Origin of the sequence: Psychrobacter sp. MF31 (genome assembly GCF_012847335.1) — a bacterium.
In the GTDB taxonomy this organism is placed as follows: Bacteria; Pseudomonadota; Gammaproteobacteria; order Pseudomonadales; family Moraxellaceae; genus Psychrobacter.
Map to the genome: position 1 here is coordinate 108100 of NZ_JABBDX010000007.1, position 19067 is coordinate 127166.

Sequence of the window (19067 nt, forward strand, 5' to 3'; positions counted from 1 at the left end):
TTTATTGACTTTAAAAAGAATGATCCCAAAAAAGGTTCAGCTAAAAAGCTCGTAGTAAAAATAACAGCGTCATAAGTATACTCTGCTTGATATCATAGCTTAATCACAAGTTTAAAACGAGCGCTTACGCGTAGTAATATCGCAAGGCTTTATCAATAAAGTGTAATTGATATTACCCGATTGTATCATTGGTAGGCAAATTGCTTAGTAATCTTGTATTTAAGCTTTAACTTCGCTAATCGATTTGGTTGCGATTGAGCTTTATTTTATTCAAAATCGGCTTTTAATCTTAAAGTAAGAATAAAAAAAAGCCGCATGATCACGGCTTTTTATTTTGGGAGAAATAATCGTTAGCGCTTAGTTTTGCGATTTACGAGTCATTTGCTCAAAAAATTCATCGTTGGTCTTGGCTTCTTTTAAGCGCTCAAGTAAAAATTCGGTCGCCTGAACGCCTTCCATGGGCTGCAAGAGTTTTCGCAAAATCCAAACTTTACGCAGTTTGTCTTCATCAAGCAGGCGCTCTTCGCGGCGGGTTCCTGATTTTTTAATATTAATGGCGGGGAAGACACGTTTTTCTGCCAAATCGCGCTCAAGGGTGATTTCTTGGTTACCTGTGCCTTTAAATTCTTCAAAAATCACGCTGTCCATTTTACTGCCCGTATCGATCAGCGCGCTTGAAATAATGGTCAAGCTGCCGCCTTCCTCGACATTTCGCGCCGCCCCAAAAAAGCGTTTTGGTCGCTCTAAAGCGTTGGCATCCAAACCACCGGTGAGCACTTTGCCAGAAGATGGGCTAACGGTATTGTAAGCTCTTGCAAGCCTTGTGATGGAGTCCAGCAAAATGACCACGTCTTGCTTGTGCTCAACCAAGCGCTTGGCTTTTTCGATGACCATTTCGGCAACTTGAACGTGACGCTGCGGCGGCTCATCAAAGGTTGATGCCACCACTTCACCGCGAACGGTGCGCTCCATTTCGGTCACTTCTTCAGGGCGCTCGTCAATGAGCAGAACGATCAGGTAGCATTCAGGGTTGTTTTTGGTGATGGATTGCGCGATGGATTGCAAAAGCATGGTCTTACCGGCTTTTGGCGGGGCGACGATGATGGAGCGCTGACCTTTACCAATCGGGGCAATCAAATCAATGATTCGACCAGTTAAGTCCTCGGTGGTGCCGTTACCAATTTCAAGTTTTAACTGTTCAGTCGGAAACAGCGGCGTTAAGTTTTCAAAAATTAATTTGTGGCGTGAGCGGTCGGGGGTGTCAAAGTTAATCTCGCCAACTTTTAACAACGCAAAATAGCGCTCAGAGTCTTTTGGTGGCCGGATGGTTCCGGCAATACTGTCGCCCGTTTTTAAGCTAAACCTGCGGATTTGGCTTGGGCTGACGTAAATGTCATCGGGACCTGCCAAGTATGAGCCTTCGGAGGATCGCAAAAAGCCAAAGCCGTCGGGGAGCACTTCAAGAACACCATCCCCATAGATCGCCTCGCCGTTTCGGGCATGCGTTTTTAAAATAGCAAAGATGATGTCTTGCTTTCGGCTTCGCGCCATGTTGTCAAGACCCATGTCTTTGGCGATTCCCAAAAGCTCGGAGATGGTTTTTTTCTTTAATTCGGTAAGATTCATAAAGATAAGTCGTTAGCAATTGATCGGTTAAAAGCTGCCATGAACTGTGCCGCCATTGACAACGCAACACCGCAATGTCAGGGCAAAACCATTAAAAGTCATGATGGATCGGCATGGAATGGAATGGACAATGAGGGAGTATTAATCGCGATATCAAGGTGCGCTCAATCACATCATCGCTAAGAGGCGCCTAGCTATTAATAAGTAAGCTACTAATCAGCCCGTTATTAACACGTAAATATTAACATCATTATCAACGGTTATCAGTCAAAAAGACTGTAATTTTGAATGAAAATCCGTCAGTTATGAGCCATCTTTAATTAATGATTACGATAACCGCCGCTAAAAACGGTAATTAATCATTGCAAAATGATAAGAGATGGATCACATTGAGGACATCAGCGATGGTGATGACTCACAAAAACCCATGAAAATGAGTTTTGCGTTCGCAGACTATACGGTTTTCAACCAAGACTTGTCAATTATTTTTGCCAAAAAAGTGGCTAATTTAAAGGATTGGTTAAAAAACAAGCAATTGCCATTATTTTTATGAAAATAATGGCAATAAAAATCGCCGCTAATTAAGAAAAAAGCGGCAATTTGGTAAGATTAAAGATGCTTATCAAGGACGCGGGCAAGCTCGCCTTTGGGTTGCAGTCCCATCACTGAATCCACTTTTTCGCCGCCTTTAAAGACAAATAGCGTTGGGATATTGCGGATGCCAAATCGGCTGGCAGCTTGTGGGTTTTGATCTACGTCGACTTTGACGATTTTGACGCGACCTTGATACTCATCGGCAAGCTCTTCTAAAACCGGCGCAATCGCGCGGCAAGGACCACACCACGTTGCCCAAAAATCGACCAAAACTGGAGTGTCTGATTGCAACACGTCTTGGTCAAAGTTAGCGTCGGTGGTATTAACAATTGAAGCTGACATAATATTCTCTCTTTATAAATTGATGGGCTTGTTATGGTTATCAAAACTCAAATTAACAGAAGATTATGATATCACGATTGGTTAAATTTTTTGGCGCGTGACTTGTTTAATTACTTAAAAACTTAGATTAGTAGAATAAATGGCAACAAAGCAGCGCTAAAGCTGAGTTTTTTACGAAAAGGTTACGACTTTTAAGGGAATAAATTTATAATAAGCTCAATTTTTAAGTCAGTCAAAAAGTGAGAATTATGCCGATTTCTGATGAGGTGGTGGCGCAGTTAAACTTGCAAGAAAGCCAGTTTTCGCAAGATTTTTTTAAAGACTTTGCCCAAAGTATCACGGTTTATGAAGATGACGACATTTTGGTGGTCGATAAGCCGGCAGGACTGTTAAGCGTTGATGGCAAATCGCTCAAGGTAAGCTTGTTATCAAGGCTTTACCGCGCCAATCCTGAAATAAAACTCATCCACCGCTTGGATATGGACACATCGGGACTCGTGATTTTTGCTAAAAATGCTGCCGCCCAAAGTCAAATCAGTAAGCAATTCATCGAGCGCTTACCGCAAAAAATTTATCAAGCTCGGGTGATGGGACACTGGCTTGAGGTTGGCGAAAAAGGTCGAATTGACGTTCCAGTTCGCTACGAGCCTGAAACCAAACCGCGACATATCGTGGATTTAACTTGGAAAAAAAACGCGCTGACTTTATTTAAAGTTTTGGCTCATGAAAGCGTTGATGGCATTGAGGTCACCCGAGTTCAACTCAAACCCGTCACCGGTCGTAGCCATCAGCTTCGCGTTCATATGCTCCACGCGGGGCATGTGATGATTGGCGACCCCATTTACGCCGAAGGGGAAGCGCTTGCCATTGCCCCGCGATTGAATTTACACGCGCAATCCTTGCGATTAAAGCACCCTGTTCTTGGCGCTTGGATAGATTGGGAAAGTCCTGTGCCGTTTTAACCTAATCCATTTTAATTTTTACTATTTTTATTCCTTATTATTGTTAATAAAGTCGCTCACTTGATGACTTAAAATATCCCAAAGCTTAAGCTGAGCGCCTTTGCTGCCCCAAGCGTTGTGCGGGCTAAAAATGACGCGAGGGTGATTTTTAAGTGTTAATAACGGGTCATCATTAGTGATGGGTTCTTGTTCAAAAACGTCGGTCGCATAGCCAATGATTTGCTCATTGTTAATGGCGTCAGTGATGGCTTGGCTGTCAACGATGCCGCCGCGAGCCACATTAACGATAAGTGGTTTATTGGTCATTTTGGCAAGGGTTTTTTCATTAATTAAATGGCGCGTGGCGTCGCTCAATGGGCAATGCAGGCTAATCACGTCAGCGCGGGCAAGCACTTCATCAAAGGCGGTATAATCAGCATTTCGCGGCGCGCGGTTTTGATGCTCCGCCCAAAGCACTTCCATGCCAAAGGCGCGGGCAATGTCGGTTACGCGCTTGCCAATCGTGCCAACGCCAATAATGCCAAGAGTTTTATCTTCCAAATCAATGAGCGGAATATCAAGCAAACAAAAATTGCCGTTGTCTTGCCAGCTGCCATCAACGACTTTTTCGTGGTAATAATTGGTCGCGCGCATCGCCGCAAGCATCAGCATAAAGGTGTGTTCAGGAACGCTTTTCACCGCGTAACCGGCAACGTTATAAAGCGCAACGTTATGAGCTTTGCAAGCGTCACCATCCACGTTATCAAGACCGGTAGCGGTCAGTTGAATCAGCTTTAATTGCGGCAATTGGCTGATGACCGCCGCGCCGATTTTGACTTTATTAGCAATGATAATGTCCGCATTTTGGCAGCGCTCAATGATGGTGGCGTCGTCTTGAGGCGTCTCGTTAAAGGTAACGTAATCGCTCACGCCTTTTGGGGCAGGCAGGTCAATGCCTTCTGAAAACGTGCCTTGATCTAAAAATACCGCTCGCATAATCGCTCCTTGATTTAAAAGCTTAAGCCTAGCATTGATTGCGCGCTGCCCTCAAGATAAGTTCGGTTTAAATACCAACGAAAGTTTTTGCGTTTGAATTAGCCTAAAATTATAAGCGCGCTTTAAAAAAGTTTTTATCAAATAAATCAAAGCGCCAACGACAATTTGTGGTTGAAAATTGACAATATTGCACGCATCTAGCGGCTAACGATATATAATATTGTGGCTTTTTTAAGTCAAGACGCTTATCTGATGACCTCATTTAGGTTTTTTGCTCACTTGACTGACCCTTGCCTGCTATTTTTTTCATTGAGAGCCAAAGACATCGCCTTATGACAACTTCTGCCTTGCACCATAAAACATTTGCTGTCGGTCAACGCCATTTATCGGACACTGAAACTGAGCTTGGGCTTGGGGTGGTGATTGAGGTGGATGACCGCTGCGTCCATATTTTATTTCCGCAAAGTGAGGAGACGCGCGTTTACGCCAAAAACTCAGCGCCGTTATCACGAGTGGCATTTAAAGTGGGTGACAGCATTTGCGACCAAGAGGGCAACACGTTTGTGGTCACCGGCGTCGATGAGGTCATGGGTGTATTAAAATACAGCGTTGACGGTCATGATAAAGCCATTATGGAAACGAGGCTTGCGGCAAATATTACCCTTGCCAAGCCTTTGGAGCGCTTGCTTGCCGGACGAATTGATCGCGGTGACTGGTACGATTTGCGCCAAGATATTTTAAGAATGCAAGCGGCGTTATCAAGCCACCCTTTAAAAGGTTTAATGGGCGCTCGCGTTGACATCATTGAGCATCAGCTTTATATCGCCCATGAGGTCGGCAAACGCATTGCACCGCGAGTGCTGCTAGCCGATGAGGTTGGTCTTGGTAAAACGATTGAAGCAGGGCTGATTATTCATCAGCAATTATTGTCTGGAAAAGCCGAGCGCGTGTTAATTTTGGTTCCGGACAGTTTGCAATATCAATGGATGATTGAGCTTCGCCGCCGCTTTAATTTAAATTTTGCGCTGTTTGATTTGGTTCGAACTGCGGCAATTAAAGAGCACCATCCTGAGCAAAACGTCTTTTTAACCGAGCAATGTATCATTGCTGGCATGGATTTGCTGCTTGACCATCCTGACCTTTATGACCAAGCCATGGAAGCGGGCTTTGATTTATTAGTCGTTGATGAAGCGCATCATTTGCACTGGGACGCGGCGCAAGGCGGCAATGAAAAATATGATTTGGTTGCTGATTTTGCCGAAGAAACCGCAGGGGTGATGCTGCTAACGGCAACGCCAGAACAGCTTGGCGTTGAAAGCCATTTTGCAAGGCTGCGGCTCCTTGACCCCAACCGTTTTGATGATTTGGATGAGTTTATCGAAAGCCAAGACGCCTTTGCCGATACGGCAGCGGTCGCTCGCGTGCTCATTGATGACAAACCATTAAGCGATGGTCAAATTAAAGCACTAACCAACTTGTTAGGCGTTAATAGTGATGAGCTGGTTAATATCAATGACGATGAAAAATTGCGGGCTTATGCGTTAAATGAATTGCTTGACCGTCATGGTACCGGTCGCGTGTTGTTCCGAAATACGCGTGAAAGCGTCACCGGATTTTATGGCAGACAAAGTCAGCCGCACCCGCTGCCATTGCCTGAATCTTGGGTCGGCAACTATCAAACTTGCGGTAAGCTTCGCGAGCAGCTTTGGGGTGAGGAAAACAGACCCGACGGCAGCTGGCTTGAAGATGACCCGCGCGTGCCGTGGCTTATTGACATTTTAAAATCCAAACTTAAGCATGAAAAAGTGCTGCTGATTGCTCGAAGTGGCGCGACCGTTGAAAGTTTAGAAGCCGTTTTGCGACTTCATGCGGGGATTAAAACGGCGATTTTCACTGAGCAGATGACCTTGCTTGAGCGTGACCAAGCGGCGGCATTTTTTGCGGACAGTGAAGGCGCTCAGATTTTACTTTGCTCCGAGATTGGCTCAGAAGGTCGCAATTTTCAATTTGCCAATCAGCTGATTTTATGGGATTTACCGGCAAATCCAGACACCCTTGAGCAGCGCATTGGTCGCCTTGACCGCATTGGTCAAACCAAACAAATCACCTTGCATGTGCCCTTTGTTTCAGGGACGGCACAAGAGCGCTTGTATCTTTGGTATGACCGCGCGCTGAATATTTTTAACCAAATATCCCCAACTGCGCAAAGCGTTCAAGAGCAGTTTATTGCCGAATTAAAGCCGCTGCTTGAAGGCGAAAACTCTGCTGAAAACCGCGACGCCCTTGACGAATTAATCGTGGATGCCAAAGCCACGCGCTTGGAGTTGGAAGCGGCACTACAAGAAGGTCGCGACCGCTTGCTTGAATATAATTCGTGCCGACCACGCGTTGCCGGACGAATCAAAGAGGCGATGCTTGAGTTTGATAAAAACAATATCATCGCGCCGTTTGTGGATCGCTTTTTGGCGTCGGCAAACATCGATTATAGCATTCAGCGCGATGGCACTTGGGTGATAACGCCCGTTGATAGCAGCGAGGCGAATGAGTTTATTGAAGCCTTGCCCCTTGGCGGCGAAGATGGCATGACCTTAACCTTTGAGCGCTCGCAGGCATTAAAGCGCGAGGAGGTTGAGTTTGTCACCTACGAGCATCCGCTCATGCAAGCGATTTATGAGCTGGCATCAAGTAGCACTTTTGGCAATACTACCGTTGCTATGCTTAAAAGCAATGCCATGCCGCAAGGGATGATTATGCTTGAGGTGAATTTTCGCGTTGAAGCCATTGCGCCAAAATTGTTAAACCTGCCTGCCATGCTACCGATGCAAAATATCCGTATTTTTTTAAGCGAGCAAGGCGGGGATTTATCCCAAAAAATCAGCGCCGAGATGATTATGCCGCACGTTGAGCGCTTGGATAAAAATCGTGCCCGCCAAGTCATTAAAGTTCGCAGCGATGTCATTGAAACGCGCTATCATGAAGCCGAAGACCTTGCCAAAGCTCAGCTTAGTGAGATCGGTGAGCAGGCGCGCGCGCGCTTTAGTCAGCAGTGGGGTCGCGAAATTAAGCGCTTAAAGCATTTGCAATCGATTAACCCAAACGTCCGCGACAGCGAAATTGAGCGCTTAGAACAACTGCAATCGCAAGGCGAACAAGCACTTGCCAATTTGTCCTTGGTTCCCGATTCCATCCGCGTTTTGGTGGCGGTGAAGCCTTAAGGTTAAAATTGCCCATCAAATGCTCAAACCGAACGTTTAACTGATAACGATGAGCGCCTTAAAAGATTGCCATAAAAAAATTGCGGCGTTAAGGCGCGATTAAGATTTACAAAGGAGACTGACGGTCATGTCAGAGGATTGCCAACTGATTGATGAGCTGCTTGCCACGGTGGCGCTTACCGAGATTCGCCCCGATGAGTTTGAAGGTCAAAGCCACGACTATGTCGGCGCGCGTATTTTTGGTGGTCAGGTGCTTGCCCAAGCGTTGATGGCAGCGGCAAAAACGCTCACCGAAGACAAGCCCTGTCACTCTTTACATGGCTATTTTTTGCGCGGCGGCGATATTCATAAGCCGATAATTTACAAAGTTCGTAGGCTTCGTGACGGCAGAAGCTTGTCTGCGCGCGAGGTCACCGCGTTTCAATGTCAATCGGCAACGGGCGAAGCTCCTGATTTGCAAATGATTTTTATCATGATGGCGTCGTTTTCCCCAATGGAAGACGGTCTTGAATATCAAGAAGATATGCCTGTTTATCCGCCGCCTGAGGACTTGCTTGCTGAGCAGGATTTAAAAGAACAGTATGTGGGCAAAGTCCCCGATGCCCTAAAAGCGCGCTTTATGCGCAAGCGCCATGTTGAGATTAAACCTGTTAAGCCGCGTGACCCTATTCACCCTGAACCCATCAAGCCTAAGCAAGCCAACTGGCTGCGAATCAAACAGCTTGGCGAGCAGCCGCAAGCCATTCAGCAAGCGCTGTTGGCGTTTTCGTCCGATTTTTATTTGGTGGGAACGGGGCTGATGTCACATGGCGTCAGCTTTATGACCAATGGTTTGCAAGCGGCTAGCATTGACCACTCAATGCACTTTCACCGCGCCTTTGATTTAAACGATTGGCTGCTTTATGACATGTGGAGCGATACCACCTCAAATGCTAAAGGCTTAAATCACGGTCAATTTTGGCAAAATGGTAAGCTTGTGGCGACCGTTCAGCAAGAAGGTTTGATGCGGCTGCGGGTTCCTAAGTCTTAATTTATTAAAGTAAAGCTCGCTGATCAAGACGATTCTAAAATTTTTTCCATCGCTCGCGGCAATCCTAAGGTGGCTTTTGCCGTTTTGCTATCAAGCCATTGAAAGTCAATATCGGCTTGGCTTAATTTGTTACTTAAGATTTGGATGTTTTCATTGCTAAATCTTGTTTGATACGGTGTTAAATACCAATGAAAATGGGTTAGGCTGTGCTTGATAGGCGCGTCGTCAAACAAATCTTGTCTGCAAGGTATTAACTTAACGTCGCTTGTTAAAATTAATTCATGAATAATTTGCTCAGCCGTGCTCATTTCACTGTCAAAAAGCGCGTCATCTTGCTCGGCGGTGATGGTAACCTCCAATTTAGTTTTTTTATCCACCTGCACTTTTTTATCAAATAAAAGCGGCAAGCTCCAAAGTCCGCCCCAAATGCCATTGTCAGGGCGTTTTAGCCAAAGTATTTCGCCATTGTTATTGCTGATAAGTAAGGCTTTACTAAATTTGCTGGGTTTGGGCGCTTTTTTGGCTTTGACGGGAAAGTGGGTTTCGCGACCTTGAGCGTGGGCGAAGCAGTCGTTTTGCAGCGGGCAGGATTGGCAATTTGGGTTTCGGCGCGTACAAAGCGTGGCTCCCAAATCCATCATCGCTTGAGCAAAGCGTCCGGCGTCATCAGTTGGCGTCAGCCTTGTGGCAAGTTCCCAAAGTATTTTGTCCGTCGCCGATTTGGTAATGTCGCCATCGATTGCCGACCAGCGCGTGAGCACCCGCTTGACGTTGCCATCACAAATGACGCCGTATTTGTGCAGTCCCATTGCCATGATTGCGCCTGCGGTCGAGCGCCCGACGCCCGAAATGGCTTCCCAATCTTGCAGGGTTTGCGGAAAATTACCCGTGGCTTCAATCACCGCCACAAGCTGCTTTGCGCCTTTATGCAAATTACGAGCGCGAGCATAGTAGCCAAGCCCCGCCCAGTGCTCCGCCACCAAATCCCAATCTGCCGCTGCCAAATCATGAACGCTTGGAAAGCTTGCTATAAACCTTGCAAAGTAGGGCAGAACCGTGGTGACCTGCGTTTGCTGAAGCATAACCTCGGACAGCCAAACGATATAGGGATTTGGCGCGTCGGTTTTGTGCTGCTGCCACGGCAAATTGTGGCGACCGTGGGTGTCGAACCAATCGAGCAAGCGCGGGGCGAAGCTGTCGAGGTGGTTGGCAGGTTGGGAAAATTTTGGGTGAACAACATCAGTCATTATTTGGCGACCATCGGCTAAAAGCTTTTATATAAGGGCGATGGCGCAAATCTAAAGCCTAGCGGTAAACGCTGTCTAAGGTTTGACCGTCTTTATTTTTCCACTCAACCCAACCGTTGGTAGGGCGTCCGGTGGCAAATTGCCCTGCGCCGCTTGGCGTTTTGAATAAATGATTACAGGTTAGCTGATAAGTGTCGCCTTTGCCGTCAATAAGCTTATTTTCTTTGACCAGTTTTGCTTTTTCATTTATTGCCCAACTGCCTAACGATGAGGTTGAGGATTTGCGAATGATTGACCCTGCTAAAATAACAAAGCCATCTTCGTTGAAATAACCTTTAGCATCGGCATTTTTGGTTTTACAATAAAAAAGGGTGGGCGATTCTTGCTTGGGTAATTCTTGATTTGGCAAGCTCTGCGTATCCAGAGCATCAGGTGATATTTCGAACTGTGAGCTCTTTTTATTATCAAAACCGTTTGTGGCGCTATCCAAATCGGCAGTATTATTAATAACTGCCTGAATGCTTTTATCAAAAGTTAGCGATTCAAAAACCGGCTGACCAAGCGTTGATAATAAAACATCAAGCGTATAAAACAGCTCCTCGCAATCGGCTTTTAGCGGGTCGGGCGTATGCGGTCGATTGCCATGATTGCCATTTTGCAAATCATAACGACCAACGTCTTGTGCGGTTTTGATGGCTTTATGCTCAAGATATAGCGCGTGAGTTTGAGTCATGGTATTGTTGGTTGAGAGCATAACAAACGCGCGCGTCCAAAACTCCTTTTTGGTATCGATATGATGCTGCGATAAGCGCCGTTTTAACTCGCCCGTTTGTCCGATATAAAGCTTGGGTCGGCTCAAATCTTCGCTGTCGCTGAGTAAAAAATAAAGCCCCACTTGATTGGCATCATCGCGAGCAAAAAAGTCGTGAATATCAACGCGCGGAATTTCAATCAAGCGAACGGTTCGCGTGGTCATTTCAGCAACGCGAAGCCCGCGCGGATTGCCTTTTGGTAAATAGATTTGAATGGTTTTGGCAGTTTGGCTCATAAGGTATTCAGGGCAAATTTGGTTATTTTAAAAGGTAAAGAACTACTTCCGATTCTTTTTCGTTTTTAATCGGCGTAAGCGTTTTTCTTCTTCCTTTGATTTCTTTTTTTCCTCAGCAGCAAGTCGCAATTGCGCCACCTCAATTTCTTCAGCCTCGCGCATGGCAGGGGTTTCAAGGGTGATATTGCCAATTTGTCCTGCACGAAGCTCATTGACTAGAATTTCTGACATTCGGTAAGTATCCACAACGCCGCCTTTTTTTAATAGTCCACGCGAGCGCCCCGCCAATTCAAAAAATTCCCAATCGGTTTTGGGCAATTCCTCAAGTTTGTAGCGTGCTTTGAGCAGTTCAGGGTAGGCGCTAAGCAAATACTCGGCGGTGTAGCTTGCCACGTCGCTAAAGTCAAACGCGGTGTCTTTGACGCCACCCGTTGCTGCCAAGCGGTAGCCAGAATGGGCGTTTTCAACCTTTGGCCAAAGCATTCCGGGGGTGTCATAAAGCATGATGCCAGCGTCAAGTTTGATCAGCTGCTGCGATTTGGTGACAGCAGGCTCATTGCCGGTTTTGGCGACGGTGCGACCGGCTAAGGTGTTAATCAAGGTTGATTTGCCAACGTTGGGGATTCCCATAATCATGGCTTTGATTTGCCGACCGCTAGCCGCTTTGCCCGCAACCATCGTTTGGCAAAGGCTGATAATTTTGTGAATGTCGTCGCTTTTATTGTTGTCAAAGGCGAGCGTTTTTACCCCAGATTCTGATTCAAAAAATTCCATCCAAGCTTTGGTTAACTCAGGGTCAGCAAGGTCGGCTTTGTTTAAAATTTTAATCACCGGCTTGTCGCCGCGAAGCTTGCCGATCATCGGATTGTCGCTGCTGTATGGGATTCGCGCGTCGAGCACCTCAATGATGACGTCCATTTGCGGCATCATCTCTTTAATCTCGTTGCGAGCTTTGTTCATGTGCCCCGGAAACCATTGAATCATCGTGGTGGTGGTCATAATTGTGCCTTTTTAAAAATAAAATTAATCTGTTTTGTGGTTAATGGCAGGCGGGATTGGCGCAAGGTAGCCGATAAGCAAAATCAAACTTCCTGCGCCTAAGAACGACATGACGCGCCAAATGGCTTCAATTTGCGACAAATCAATCAGCACGAGCTTTATCACTACAGCAGCCAATAGCCCAATGCCCAAAAACCAAAGCGCGCGCGCCAAATATTTACTGGCAGTAATGGTGGCAGCAAGGGCAATCAGCGTCCAAAGCATGGTCAGCCCCGTTTGCACCTGCGAGCTTTCCCAAGCGCCGCCGTCCCAAAGCGGCGTGCCAATAAACGCATGTAAGGAGCGCACCAAAATGCTCGACAGCGCCCAAAAACTGGTTAATGCAAGCGCAATCAATAGCGGCTGCGGTAAATCCGGTGCATCGCCTGTAGGCTGGCTTGCGCGCCATGTTAATACACCCAAAATTAGCGCTAAAATCGTCGTCACATCATAAAAGTTAAGGATGGGAATATACGGCAATCCCCAAATCACGCCGTCATAAGACCAGCTTGTCACTATTACCCAAATCAAAATAATTGGCGCAAAAAACTTCGCACAAAGCAGCCAAGCCGATGACCAATCAAACCAAACGGGTTTTTGAAAAACATGGCTTGCCTTGCCAATTTGATTGGACGATTGCCAAAGTCCAAATGTTAAAAGTAGGGTCGTGACAAGCATTGCCATCACGCCGTCGGAGGGGGCAAGCTGATAATGCGCCAAACTTGCCGCCACCAAAATCCCTGTGCCAAGCCAACTTGCGCCATCATAACGGCGTAATTCGTTTGATTCAAACCAAAATTTAAGCCAAGCTTGAGCAAGCAGCGCCCAACCGAAAACCAAAATACCCCAAATCAACCACACCGAGCCATGCCAAGGATGATTGAATTCATAATGCTGCGGAAGTTGAACGATAAGGGTTAAATAAAATAGCAGCAAAACGCCATGCGTCAATCGGCTGACCTCGCGCCAACCTTGGTAGCGGTTGATTGTGCAAAATCCGGCAAGGCTGATTAAAATCGCTAATGCCGCAGTCATTGACCCTGATAACTCAAGCGCCACCGACCAATCATCAATATCAATAGCCAACACGTAAATCAGCCAAGCCGCAGCAAGCAGGGTTAAAAAGCTAATAAAACTTGGGCTTTTCCAAAGTAAAGTTACCGCAAAGCTTTGCGAGTTAATTCCCGATAGCCAAACGTTGCTGCGATAAAAATTGGGGTCTAAGGGGTTTTGGCTTTCGCGATTATGTTCTAAATCTAAATGATTAAATAAGGGCACCGGCGAATTTGCCGAGCGTAAAATAAATGCTGTCGCCAAAAAGCACAGCGCTGAAACGCTTAATGACAATAGCGGCGCGGAAATCGTTGAATTTTCCCAAAGCCAAATCATGCTAAGCCCTTGCAGCGCCAATCCAAACAACACTGCCCAAGCGCGAAGGCTTTGCCTGCCAAACCAAACGAGCGCTAAGCCTTGAACCGACCAGCCAAACGCCACCCATTTGGCATCAAAAGCAATCGGAATCATCAGCGCCAAAAAGCCGCCGCCAAGCGCGAGCATCCCTTCGCTGATCGGCTCAAAGCGACCGCTTTTTTTCACAAAAAACAGCCCAAGTCCCAAATAAACGAGCGCAAATAATCCGCTGGCTATCGTTAGCGCGTGATTGATGTCATGAAGCAGCGCCGATAAGATGCCAAACGCTAAAATTGGCACGGAAAACAGCAATCCTACGTCAATGGGAAATAAATATCGCGGTAAGGTTTTGGCGGAAGCTTCGGCTTGGTTTTCTAAAGTGCCGTTTTCTTGGCTTTTATTTAAAAGGCTTTGCTTTGAAAGCTTATGTTTTGCAAATTCGGCGACATTATATTGAGTTAATTGTTGCGCAAAACGGATGACGACAAATAAATAAAGCACCACGTGAAGCACGGTTAACAGCACCAATGCGCCGCGCTGAGATTGCAATACAGAAAGTGGCGTTTCCGCGCCCAAATAATACGCCAAGCCAAAAGTGAGCGTCACCCCAAGCAGGTTAAGCACTTTCCAAGGTCGAAAGTGGGCGATGATGGCAATGGCAGTATTGAGCAGCAAATAATAACCAAACAGCGCGGTTAGATTTTGCGCGTCGTCACTGGTCAAAATCGGCGCTAAAAAGCCGCCACCAAGCGCAAGCAGGGCAAGCGGAAAGGCATTTTGCCGAAGCGCAAGCCCAACGGTTAACGCGGACAATATCCCAAGCAGCACAAAGCTTGGCAAGCCGGCAAGCACGTCATAATAGTGATAGGCAAAAAAGGTGCTTAAGTACGCTGTGGCAATCCCTGCGCCTTGCAAGGATATGCCGTAGGCAAAGCGCTTTTTGGCAAGCTTTAAGCCAAGTCCTGCTAACGCCAATCCTGCAACGCCAATGGCAATAAGCTTGGTCGTGATGGACAGCTCAATATAGTCGCTAAGCAATTTGAGCAGCAGCACCACGCCGACGAGCAGCACCAAAACGCCGACGCGAACCACGAGGTTGCCACCAAAAAACCACTGCTTTATTGAGTTGGCAAACGAGGTAACGACTTCAAATGAGCGCTCATCGGGATTGATGGGGTCGCTGTTTGCATTGTTTGCACTGTTATCAGATTTGGCAGTCGGTTTTTGCGGATAATCGGTTGCCGTTTTTGTGGTTTGAGCGGTTGCATGTTGTAGGGGCAAAGGGCGCTCTTGGTCAAAATAGCCGCTAGGTAAGGACGGCGGCGCGGTTGGCGTTTCTGGTAAAGGTGCAGCAGGTTTTGGTGGTTGCTCAGTTTGTGCGGCAGTTGTTGATGGTTGGGACGCTGAGGATGACGACAAAGAACGCTGATAAGCATTGACTTGATATTGCAAATCGTCGACTTTTTTGGCAAGCCTTTGGATTTTGTTATTTAAGTGCTGATACAGTACCACCACGACCACAAGCAAGGTCACAAAGGTCAAAACCCCAAACGATCCTGCAAATAAATAAAGCATCCTTAATCCTCAACCAACCATCCTAGCGTAAATCATGACCTGATTTTACGGCAAGTACAAGCCAAAAAGTGTGCTTGATAAATAAGCGCGCCAAACTAAAAGCGGTTCAAAAAACCTTTTACAAAGAAAAATGCCTAAGCTCAAACTCAGCTTAGGCATCTATTATGCTTGCTTATTATTTATTTTAAATTAGCCGTCATAAAGTCAATCATTTTATCCCAGCTTTGCTTAGCCGCGGTTTCGTTGTAGCCCAAATCAACATTGTTTTCAGCAGCGCGTTTGTCCGCGTCAGGGTTGGTAAAGCCGTGCTTGGCATTGTCATAAACATCGACAGTGTAATCGACGCCTGCCGCATCCAATTCTTTTTTAAGCTCGTCAATCGCGTCCATTGACACCATCGAGTCGTCGCGACCGTGAGCAACCAACACTTTGGCTTTAAAATTGCTATCGGCCGGTTTTTTTGGGGTTGGGTTGCCGTGGAAAGTAGCAACGGCTTTGAGCGACATGCCCTCGCGCGCCATATCCAAAACTACTTTGCCGCCAAAGCAAAACCCAATCGCGCCAATATTATTTTCATCAACTGAAGTTTGGTCACAAAAATCATTTAAAATCAGGCGGCAGCGGTCAGTTAATAAATCTTTGTCCTCAAGTACTTGCTCCATCCAAAAGTTTGCCATTGCTGCATCGGCAGTCAATTTGCCTTCGCCGTAAACGTCCATGGCGACCGCTGCAAACCCAGCTTTTGCCAAGCGCTCGGTCACGTTTTTGGGATGCTCAACGATGCCCCACCATTCGGGTGCCACCAAAACTCCAGGAGCAGGATTTTCTGCGCTTGCCGACTCTGGAAGCGCGACGTAGCTGATCAATTCGACGTTATTTTCGGTCGTGCTAATCAGCTCAAAGGTTTTAATCGACATAGGATTTCCTTATTTTTTTAAATTAGATTTATTTTTGCTTTATGTTAAAAATTTAATCCCACAAATTGCCCATCAACCTGGGGAATTTGCCAAAATTTGCGGCATTAACTTGACTACCTTAGCCGCAAAATCGCCCAAAAACAGCTATAATACTGTAACGCTGATGATCAGCCCGCTAATTTCTCTGCCGCCGCGACGTTATTTTATGAAATTTAATTTATTGCAAACGCTTCAAGCAAGCTTTGACACTGTGCCCAATGCTAAAAAGCCAAAATCAACGCCGATTGTTAATAACGATGCCGATTTGCGCCCCAATTTTTGGCAAAACTTTTCACTATTTGAGCTGACCAACAGCGAGTGGGAAGCGCTGTGTGACGGCTGCGGCTGCTGCTGCTTGATTAAATATATGGACGATGACGACGAGACGGTCGAATATACCGATGTCGCTTGCAAGCTGATGGATTGTACGACGGGGCACTGCCAAAATTATGAGCACAGGCAAGATTACGTTCCCGATTGTATCCAACTCACCCAAGACAACATCGCCGAGATGACTTGGTTGCCTTCCCACTGCGCTTACAAACGCGTTTTTGAGGGCAAGTCGCTTCCGAATTGGCATTTGCTCATTACCAAAGACGCCGCCAAAACCGAAAAGCTGATGCGAGCGGCAAATATTGGCGTAGCCGGTCGCTGCGTAAGTGAAGCTGGCATGAGCGATGAAGAAATGGAGTTGCGGGTAGTGACTTGGGTTGATGCTTGAGTTTTGTTTGATAATTGGCTTTAATTGAGTCAAATTGTCAATTAAGGATTGAACATGGCTAAAATTATAACGAACAAAAGCTATCAAAGAAAAAATGCGGTTAAAGGCAGTTTGTTAGTAGTTGCAGCACTGATATTAAGCAGCTGCGCAAATACAATACCTTTAACCAAAACCAGTTCAAAACAAGCGCCAAAGCAAGTGGTGCAACCAACGCCTGCCGACGCAAAAGCTTTACCTGCTCTGCCGAAAGTTAAACCCGCTGCGCCAATGGCGGTCGATTGGCAAAAAATTGAGAAGCTTGCCAATAGCTATAGCTATTATAAAAACCATCCCGAGTATTTTATTAAATCGCAATCAGCAATAGATTTGACAAAAGATACGTCGCCCATCGAGATGGTCGAAAAGTCTTATGCCAAAGCGTTTGGATTAACGCCAAGCGAGGCTCGCAAGCGCTTAACTTTGCAATCTATTAGTCGAGGCGTCATTGATGCTTTGGAGCAGGTTTTAGGCGATGACTTGGTAGAAGTTTATTATGTCAATAACAATCCTGATGAGTTTCAATTGGGCGTTACTGCAACCCACGCCGTTAAAGCGTCTTCTTATCTTTATACCTTTAAAGACAGCGCTGAACAGTTAACCCTGCCTATTTATATTTACCCTATTAGCGATAAAACTAAGGCTCAGATTTTGCAGCTCATGGAAAAAGCGCATCCTGAAATTACTAAACGTTATCCCAATACTCAAAGCATTGGCTATGAGCCGATAACTAATTCAGTCATCGTGGATTTATATTTTGAACCAATAAAGCGACCAACTCCAGAGCAAACCTATGCGATTAAAGAGGAATTAACGAAGCTTGTAGGTCATCCAGTGACCGTTGAAACCATGACTGGTCAGATAACAGTTAATTAAGGTAGCTCAATTGTAATTGGCTTTGGCGGTTTTTGAGTCTATTAACCTCGGCTGCGGTAATCCCTCCCGAATTTTTTGTGAAAACTTATCGCCATGAATGTTTTTATTGTTTAAATCGCGGCTAAAATCCCGAACTTTTGGGTTGATATGCGCGCGCTCGTACCACTCATCCATTGACCACGATTGATTTTGAGCGTTTTTGGCATCAAGATTAGTATTCGGTTGTGAGTCAAGAAGCCCTAATTTGTACAAATAATTGGGCAGCCAACCCGACACCCAAATCCGGTAATCCCAAGGCAAACGGTCACCGCTGATAATCCGCGCCATATAAAAAATGATGTTGGTGCAATTGCTCGTGAGCGTATTGTACCAGTCAGGCTCTGCGTTCAGCTCGTCACTGGCGGTCAAATACGCCTCAAACAGCGCCTTGACTTGGCTTTGGTTTAAATGACTGATAGGAAATAAATAAACCTGTTCGCCGCGAGCGTTGGTTCGGGTATAAATGATATCGCGCTCCTCAGATGCGATTAGGCTGAGTTCATAACGTTTAAAAAAACCACCAAGCGCCGAAAACGACTCGCCGTTTTCTTTTCGTATTTCAAACGACATGGCAATTGGTCGCTCGCCTTCAATATGAAAGCTGACCAAAGTATGGGCGATTAACGGTCCCATCCAGTAGGAATTAATCACATCAACGCCGCTCAATTTGTCCAAATCAATCGTCCGCGACTCCCAGCGCTCGGTAGCATCCTCGCTATTTATCCAATCGAAATTGCGAACGTTGTAAAGCGTGACCAAATTTGGATTATTAGCGTCGCGCGAATAGCTTAAAATTTTGGCAACTTCCGGCTTCCAATCGCGGTCTTGCAAAGGCTGAATGCTGACAAATCCGCCAAACCCAATCAGCCAGATCACCGCGTAATTGGTAAGTAATTTTTTAACATCGACATTGGCTTTAAATTTGGCATTGAGCTCATTAGGCTTTACGATAGCCGCGATAATCAATGTGGTCAGCGTAATAATTAATGCCGCGCTTAAAAAGGCTAGAGCGGTTAAAAGCAGGGTGAGCTCGCCTGTCATCACGAACACCCCAAATTGATACCAAAGCACCAAAAGTAGCCAAATCGCCGAAAGGGTGACCGCAAGCATAATCAACAGCCAAATGAGCTTTGATCGCCAAGGCAACTCTTTAAACTCAAGGCGAGGCTTTAATTTTGAGGTTATCAGGCGTTTAATTATCGATTTAAAGCTCATGAAGGATAGCAAACCTTGAGATTGTCAGGGGTAAATAAAACCATACCAAAGTTTGTTGCAAGCAAGCAATAGCAATTGACTTTATGGCTGCAATTTGCAAATATTTGCTCAAGGTGACAGTAAAAAGTTCTTGTAAAATTTGGTTTTAATTTTGACAATTAC

14 protein-coding genes are annotated in these 19067 nt (G+C 46.0%); 5 read left to right on the forward strand and 9 right to left on the reverse strand.

Annotated features, from left to right (window positions below; genetic code table 11):
- Positions 1-357: 357 nt before the first annotated feature.
- Together rho and trxA are read right to left on the reverse strand one after the other, a co-directional pair.
- A complete protein-coding gene (gene rho / locus HF322_RS09990; protein ID WP_169393298.1) occupies positions 358-1626 on the reverse strand; it encodes a transcription termination factor Rho in 1269 nt (422 codons plus the stop codon).
- Between the two features lie 609 nt (positions 1627-2235).
- Entirely contained in the window at positions 2236-2562 is a 327-nt protein-coding gene (trxA, locus tag HF322_RS09995; RefSeq protein WP_169393299.1) for a thioredoxin, read from the reverse strand.
- Positions 2563-2810: 248 nt separating this feature from the next.
- Between trxA and HF322_RS10000 the strand changes: the two genes are divergently transcribed.
- Positions 2811-3524, forward strand: a complete 714-nt coding sequence (locus HF322_RS10000) for an RluA family pseudouridine synthase (RefSeq protein ID WP_169393300.1) — start codon at positions 2811-2813, stop codon at positions 3522-3524.
- Positions 3525-3551: 27 nt separating this feature from the next.
- Here HF322_RS10000 and HF322_RS10005 read toward each other — a convergent pair whose 3' ends face one another.
- Positions 3552-4499, reverse strand: coding sequence for a D-2-hydroxyacid dehydrogenase (locus HF322_RS10005; protein ID WP_169393301.1), 948 nt, complete (start codon positions 4497-4499; stop codon positions 3552-3554).
- A gap of 332 nt (positions 4500-4831) precedes the next feature.
- On the opposite strand from HF322_RS10005, the gene rapA reads away from it, so the two are divergent.
- A complete protein-coding gene (gene rapA, locus HF322_RS10010; RefSeq protein WP_169393302.1) occupies positions 4832-7714 on the forward strand; it encodes an RNA polymerase-associated protein RapA in 2883 nt (960 codons plus the stop codon).
- 127 nt (positions 7715-7841) lie between these two features.
- On the forward strand, positions 7842-8744 hold the full coding sequence (locus tag HF322_RS10015; RefSeq protein ID WP_169393303.1) for an acyl-CoA thioesterase II: 903 nt from the start codon (positions 7842-7844) through the stop codon (positions 8742-8744).
- 23 nt (positions 8745-8767) lie between these two features.
- Here HF322_RS10015 and mutY read toward each other — a convergent pair whose 3' ends face one another.
- From mutY to HF322_RS10040, 5 genes are all read right to left on the reverse strand, one after another.
- Complete coding sequence (gene mutY, locus HF322_RS10020) at positions 8768-9991, reverse strand: A/G-specific adenine glycosylase (RefSeq protein WP_169393304.1); 1224 nt, start codon at positions 9989-9991, stop codon at positions 8768-8770.
- Positions 9992-10049: 58 nt separating this feature from the next.
- Positions 10050-11039 (reverse strand): GIY-YIG nuclease family protein, encoded by a 990-nt coding sequence (locus tag HF322_RS10025; RefSeq protein WP_169393305.1) that lies wholly within the window; start codon positions 11037-11039, stop codon positions 10050-10052.
- Positions 11040-11081: 42 nt separating this feature from the next.
- Positions 11082-12038, reverse strand: a complete 957-nt coding sequence (gene ylqF / locus HF322_RS10030) for a ribosome biogenesis GTPase YlqF (protein ID WP_169393306.1) — start codon at positions 12036-12038, stop codon at positions 11082-11084.
- Positions 12039-12062: 24 nt separating this feature from the next.
- Positions 12063-15062: a DUF2339 domain-containing protein gene (locus HF322_RS10035; RefSeq protein WP_169393307.1), complete on the reverse strand. Its 3000-nt coding sequence runs from the start codon at positions 15060-15062 to the stop codon at positions 12063-12065.
- A 179-nt stretch (positions 15063-15241) separates the two neighbouring features.
- Positions 15242-15979, reverse strand: a complete 738-nt coding sequence (locus tag HF322_RS10040) for a dienelactone hydrolase family protein (protein WP_169393308.1) — start codon at positions 15977-15979, stop codon at positions 15242-15244.
- A gap of 205 nt (positions 15980-16184) precedes the next feature.
- On the opposite strand from HF322_RS10040, the gene HF322_RS10045 reads away from it, so the two are divergent.
- On the forward strand, positions 16185-16739 hold the full coding sequence (locus tag HF322_RS10045; protein ID WP_169393337.1) for a YcgN family cysteine cluster protein: 555 nt from the start codon (positions 16185-16187) through the stop codon (positions 16737-16739).
- A 54-nt stretch (positions 16740-16793) separates the two neighbouring features.
- Positions 16794-17651 (forward strand): hypothetical protein, encoded by an 858-nt coding sequence (locus HF322_RS10050; protein ID WP_169393309.1) that lies wholly within the window; start codon positions 16794-16796, stop codon positions 17649-17651.
- A gap of 6 nt (positions 17652-17657) precedes the next feature.
- Here HF322_RS10050 and HF322_RS10055 read toward each other — a convergent pair whose 3' ends face one another.
- The gene (locus HF322_RS10055; protein ID WP_169393310.1) at positions 17658-18905 is read right to left on the reverse strand and encodes a DUF4105 domain-containing protein; all 1248 of its coding nucleotides are present in this window, start codon (positions 18903-18905) and stop codon (positions 17658-17660) included.
- Positions 18906-19067: the final 162 nt, after the last annotated feature.